This is a genomic window from Chitinophaga sp. (genome assembly GCF_035564935.1).
In the GTDB taxonomy this organism is placed as follows: Bacteria; Bacteroidota; Bacteroidia; order Chitinophagales; family Chitinophagaceae; genus Chitinophaga.
In genome coordinates this window covers 1-5624 of the sequence record NZ_DATMTE010000423.1, presented here as the reverse complement: position 1 = coordinate 5624, position 5624 = coordinate 1, and the positions used below count along the sequence as shown (strand labels likewise).

Sequence of the window (5624 nt, the reverse complement as noted above, 5' to 3'; positions counted from 1 at the left end):
CACTATTACCAGGATGATCAATTCCAGGTGTTCCTTCAGGTTAGGAAAAGCTTTATCCAGGTAATGGCCGGCCAGCATCATGGAAAACACCCAGGCAAAGGAACCGATAATATTAAAGAACATAAATTTCTTACCGTCCATACCCACAATACCCGCCACTATAGGAGCAAAAGTACGGATGATAGGCAGGAAGCGGGCAAAGAATATAGCGCCGCCGCCATACTTTACAAAAAACTCATGGGCCTGGTGCAGGTGCTTCTTCCTGAAAAAGAAAGTATCCTTCTTCTTAAATAATAAAGGACCCGATTTTTTACCAAACCAGAAGCCTACCATATTTCCCAATACACCGGCAGTGGCAATCAGGAACATAATTACCGCAAATGGAAGATTAAAGAAGCTGTGGCACAGGTCTTCGCTGTAGATACCCGCTACAAAGAGCAGGGAATCCCCCGGCAAAAAGAATCCGATAAAAAGCCCTGTTTCTGCAAAAATAATTGCCAGTAACAGGTAAAGTCCACCGTGTTCAATAATCCACGAGGGATTAATGAGGTGTTTAAAAAACTCAATAATCTGGTCCATGCTAAATACGCTATTTCTATTTCTGAAGTGGTAAAATAATCAATAAACTGTTACGCATTTGTTAAGTTAGGCTTTGGCAGTAACTTCTGTTGGCGGCGCGAGCTTATTTTCCCATTTGGAAACAACAGCGGTAGCCATTGCATTTCCGATAACATTGGTGGCGGAACGGCCCATATCCAGTAAGTGATCTACTCCCAGCAGCAGGATAAGCCCGGCTTCAGGGATCTTGAACATAGACAAGGTACCGGCAATTACCACCAGCGATGCACGGGGCACGCCCGCAATTCCTTTACTGGTGATCATTAATACCAGTAGCATAGTGATCTGCTGATCAATACCCAGGTGCATGCCATACGCCTGGGCAATAAATAAACTGGCAAAGGTCATATACATCATCGAGCCATCCAGGTTAAAGGAATAGCCGAGGGGCAATACAAAACTAACAATGCGGCTGTCGCAGCCAAATTTCTCCAGCTCTTCCATGGTGCGTGGGTAAGCCGCCTCGCTGCTGGCTGTACCAAAAGCCAGCAACAGCGGGTCTTTGATCATACCCAGTAATTTGAATACCCGTTTGCCCAGGATCAACCCGCCCGCTATGGAAATAACGGCCCACAAACAAATCAACCCAAAATAAAACTGTAAGATGAACTTACCATAAGTTACCAATACGATGGGGCCTTTTAGGGCAATAATACCGGCCATGGCGCCAAATACCGCGAAGGGCGCAAAGTTCATTACAAAACCAGTCACCTTCAGCATGATATAAGCCACGCTATCCAGCAGCTTTACCACGGGGGTGGCCTTTTCGCCAATGGCTGCCGCCGCTACCCCAAAGAAAATAGCAAATACCACGATCTGCAATATTTCGTTGTGGGCCATGGCATCTACCACACTATCCGGTACTACATGCCGGAAAAAACCTTTCAGGGTCATATCTGCCTTGGCAATGCCGGAAGAAGCATGTTCGTCGGGCAGGGGCAACGACAGGGACAGGCCCGGTTTCAGCAGGTTAACCAGTATTAAGCCAAGAAACAATGATACAAAGGTTGCACTGATAAACCACAGCATTGTTTTACCACCAATACGGCCAACGGCTTTTATGTCGCCCAGCTTGGCTACTCCCACCACGAGGGTGGAGAATACCAGCGGGGCAATGATCATTTTAACGAGGCGCAGGAAGATATCAGTAAGAATGGAGATGTTATCAGCGAAGATCTGCGGAGTATCTTTGGCTCCTGTAGTAACAGGAGCATTGCCATAAGCAAGGAAAACACCATAACCAGTGCCAATTCCGATTACCATAGCAATGAAAATATATAAGGTGAGCAGATTCGATGATTTCTTCATGCTTAGACAGAATTTATCTTGTAAGAATTAAAAGTTGTAACCGGAAAATTTCCCAAAAATAAGGTTAAGCAGCTAAAGATGCGCTTTGGCAGGCAAAATAAAAGTACCTGTTTTTGATTTTAGATATTATATTTGGCGATCAACAGAAAAACAACAACAAACTAAACTACCTTAAAACATCAACCACAATACGACTGCGTATGAGCAAACTCTTTGCTAAAAAACAACTGTCTGTTTTAATGGCCGAAGCTGGAGAATCTGAAAAGGGTCTGAAAAGGACGCTTGGTGCGGGTTCCCTTATTGCATTAGGTATTGGCGCTATTATCGGCGCCGGCCTCTTTGTAAGAACGGCTGCAGCTGCAGGTCAGCATGCCGGACCCGCCGTTACTATTTCCTTTATTATTGCTGCTATAGGTTGCGCGCTGGCTGGTTTATGCTATGCTGAATTTGCCTCTATGATTCCTATTGCAGGAAGCGCCTATACTTATTCCTATGCTACTCTGGGTGAATTTATTGCCTGGATCATTGGCTGGGACCTTGTACTGGAATACGCACTGGGAGCTGCTACGGTGGCCATAGGCTGGTCGCAGTACCTGAATAAGCTGCTTACCAATGTGTTTCATGTCACGATACCGTACCAGTGGTGCCATAGCCCATTCGAAACATCTGATGCAGGTGTTCAGGGCATCATGAATGTTCCATCTGTATTTATCCTCCTTGCGCTCAGTATGCTGCTGATCAGGGGAACACAGGGTTCCGCCATTGTGAATAACATCATCGTTATTACCAAAGTGGCCATCGTAATGTTGTTCATTTTCCTGGGATGGAAGTTTATCAACCCGGTTAACCACACACCTTTTACCATTCCAGCAGATGCCGGTACAGTAAAAATGCACAATGGCCAGATCGTTGATTACTCCAATTTCTGGAATCATGGCTGGGCGGGTGTGCTCAGGGGAGCCGGCGTAGTATTCTTTGCGTTTATTGGTTTTGATGCCGTATCCACTGCGGCACAGGAAACCAAGAACCCCAAGAGGAATATGCCCATTGGGATCCTCGTATCGCTGGCTATCTGTACCTTATTATATATCCTGTTTTCTTATGTGCTCACAGGTATCGCGCCTTTTACCGACTTCCTGAAAGCCGGTGGTGAGGCTTCCGTAGCTTATGCGATAGACACTTACATGCCTGGCTACTCCTGGCTGTCGACCTTCATTACAGTGGCTATCCTGGCGGGATTTTCCTCCGTTATACTGGTGATGCTGCTGGGTCAGACAAGGGTGTTCTACTCCATGAGTAACGACGGACTGGTACCTTCTGTATTTGCTAAACTGCACCATAAATACCGTACACCTTACCGTTCACAGTGGATGTTCTTCGTATTTGTATCCCTGTTTGCGGCATTCATTCCGGATAATGTAGTAGGCGATATGACCAGTATAGGTACCCTGTTTGCCTTTGTGCTGGTATGCATTGGTATTATTGTAATGCGCAAAACCAACCCGGAAATACCCCGTGCCTTTAAAACGCCGTGGGTACCGTTTATTCCTTTACTGGGAGCGGGTTTCTGTCTTACAATGATCATCAGTTTAGGTATCGAAAACTGGGCGCGGTTGTTTGTATGGCTGGGTATTGGCTTTATAGTTTATTTCGGGTACAGTGTAAAACACAGTAAAGCCCGTAAAATGCAGCAGTAAATAGCGGTAATTAAAAGAATCCGGACATCATACAAACGGAGAACAGAACGAAGGATTTACTCCCGTTTTGTTCTCCGTTTTAGTTAAAATAAGGCAAACCCGCTATTCCGGTACCTGAAAATTCTTATTTTTGCGTTCTGTTTTTAAAAGTCACTATAATATATACCACTCCAATGGGAAGAATATTTGAAGTAAGAAAATCGACCATGTTTGCCCGCTGGGATAAGATGGCGAAAGCATTTTCAAGAATAGGTAAGGAAATAGCCATTGCCGTAAAGGCGTCTGGTCCTGATCCCGATAATAACCCCGCACTCCGTCGCTGCATTCTCAACGCGAAGAGTGTTAATATGCCTAAAGACCGTGTAGACGCTGCCATTAAGCGGGCTATGGGTAAAGACAAAACTGATTATGAAGAAGTGGTATACGAGGGTTACGCCCCTCACGGCGTAGCGGTAATTATTGATACTGCTACTGATAATACCACCCGCACAGTGGCCAACCTGCGCATGCACTTTACAAAAGGCGGCGGTAGCTTGGGCAACAGCGGATCCGTTGGATTTCTGTTTAACCGTGTAGGTGAATTTAAAGTAAAGAATGCCGGCCAGGACCTGGAAGAACTGGAACTGGAATTAATTGATTTTGGTTTGGAAGAAGTAGGGGAAGACAGTGAAGGTAATATCATCATCCGGGCGGCGTTCACAGAATTTGGCAATATGGCCAAAGCGCTGGAAGAAAAAGGCCTGGAAGTGATCAGCTCCGAGCTGAAACGTATTCCAACTACTACTGTTGAACTGAATGATGAGCAGGCAAAAGAGGTACTGGAGCTGGTAGACCGTTTGGAACAGGATGAAGATGTACAGCAGGTTTTCTATAATCTGAAATAGGATATCATTTCATATAAAAAAGGAAACGTCCGCTATTAATGCGGACGTTTTTTCATTGGATACGGTTAACTTTCTAACCAAAAACAGCTAAACTTTAGCGATGGTGTGTGTGCGTCCCAGGTCATCCGCGATGAACATGAGTCCCTTACCGTGGTAGGTTTCAAGTTTTACGGAAGGGTCTTGCGCAATGTGTTTACGAAGACGGGTCAGATAAACGTCCATCACACGTGAAGCGAAAAAATCTTCCTGTCCCCATATGACAGACAGGATATCATCTTTCTTCAGTTTTTTGTTTGAATTTTCGCATAGAAAGCGAAGCAACTCCGCTTCTTTTGGGGCCATACGAACATGGGAATCGGCATCTTTATGCCGGATATGATATTGTGAATAGTCGAAGATCAGGTTACTGATAGTGTACACCACGCGGCGCTCACTTTTCAGGAGGCGGCTGCGTTTCAGGTATACCTCCACCCGGCAGATCATTTCCTGCATGTTAAACGGCTTGGTAATGTAATCATCTGCGCCGGCTTCAAAGCCCTGCAGCCTGTCCTGCTCAAGATAGCGGGAAGAGGTGAAAATGATGGGAATGTTTTCGTCCATAGAACGGATATCACCGGCAAGGGTAAACCCGTCTTTTTTAGGCATTACCACATCCAGTATGCACAGGTCAAATACATGTTTCTGGAACTTCTCCCAACCTTCCTGGCCATTTTCGCAGAAGTTAACATTATAACCGGCTCGTTCCAGATGTCTTTTTACCACCTTGGCAAAAAACACATCATCCTCTACTAAAAGAATGCTTGATTGCATGTAACGTTGGTTTTAAGCGAATAAATAGATTTTAGTTGCAGATGTACCTTTTTATATAAGCGTAGCTGGTACCTTTATCCAAAAATAAATAACATAATCATAACGCGGCCATCCATCCCTATTCACTTCCAGGAGTATCATTCATTTCAACCATTCAGTTATGCGGTATACCCCAAGGCCCATTATTTTCTGTTTTGCACTCTTCTTACTAATAACCTGTTTATTCGCTTGCCGGGTAATCCTAATTGATAATATTTTTGGGATTTCCTTCGAGAAACGCTTTTACGTTCTCTACCGAGGTATGCAT

General features: G+C 44.9%; 5 protein-coding genes. 2 read left to right on the top strand and 3 right to left on the bottom strand.

The annotated features are described in order from the left end of the window. A partial coding sequence (locus VN105_RS11020) for a DedA family protein (RefSeq protein ID WP_325640774.1) occupies window positions 1-579 on the bottom strand: 579 nt, incomplete at its 3' end. Window positions 580-645: 66 nt separating this feature from the next. Continuing rightward, window positions 646-1926, bottom strand: a complete 1281-nt coding sequence (locus VN105_RS11015; protein WP_325640772.1) for a dicarboxylate/amino acid:cation symporter — start codon at window positions 1924-1926, stop codon at window positions 646-648. Between the two features lie 200 nt (window positions 1927-2126). On the opposite strand from VN105_RS11015, the gene VN105_RS11010 reads away from it, so the two are divergent. Then, window positions 2127-3623 (top strand): amino acid permease, encoded by a 1497-nt coding sequence (locus tag VN105_RS11010; protein ID WP_325640770.1) that lies wholly within the window; start codon window positions 2127-2129, stop codon window positions 3621-3623. 173 nt (window positions 3624-3796) lie between these two features. Next, complete coding sequence (locus tag VN105_RS11005; protein WP_325640768.1) at window positions 3797-4507, top strand: YebC/PmpR family DNA-binding transcriptional regulator; 711 nt, start codon at window positions 3797-3799, stop codon at window positions 4505-4507. A gap of 87 nt (window positions 4508-4594) precedes the next feature. On the opposite strand, the gene VN105_RS11000 is transcribed toward VN105_RS11005, so the two are convergent. Further along, window positions 4595-5317: a response regulator transcription factor gene (locus tag VN105_RS11000; RefSeq protein WP_325640766.1), complete on the bottom strand. Its 723-nt coding sequence runs from the start codon at window positions 5315-5317 to the stop codon at window positions 4595-4597. Between the last annotated feature and the right edge of the window lie 307 nt (window positions 5318-5624).

Excerpts from the sequence above, each read along its gene's own strand:
- VN105_RS11015 (WP_325640772.1), bottom strand. The coding sequence starts at position 1,926 with ATGAAGAAATCATCGAATCTGCTCACCTTATATATTTTCATTGCTATG.
- VN105_RS11010 (WP_325640770.1), top strand. The coding sequence starts at position 2,127 with ATGAGCAAACTCTTTGCTAAAAAACAACTGTCTGTTTTAATGGCCGAA.
- VN105_RS11005 (WP_325640768.1), top strand. The coding sequence starts at position 3,797 with ATGGGAAGAATATTTGAAGTAAGAAAATCGACCATGTTTGCCCGCTGG.
- VN105_RS11000 (WP_325640766.1), bottom strand. The coding sequence starts at position 5,317 with ATGCAATCAAGCATTCTTTTAGTAGAGGATGATGTGTTTTTTGCCAAG.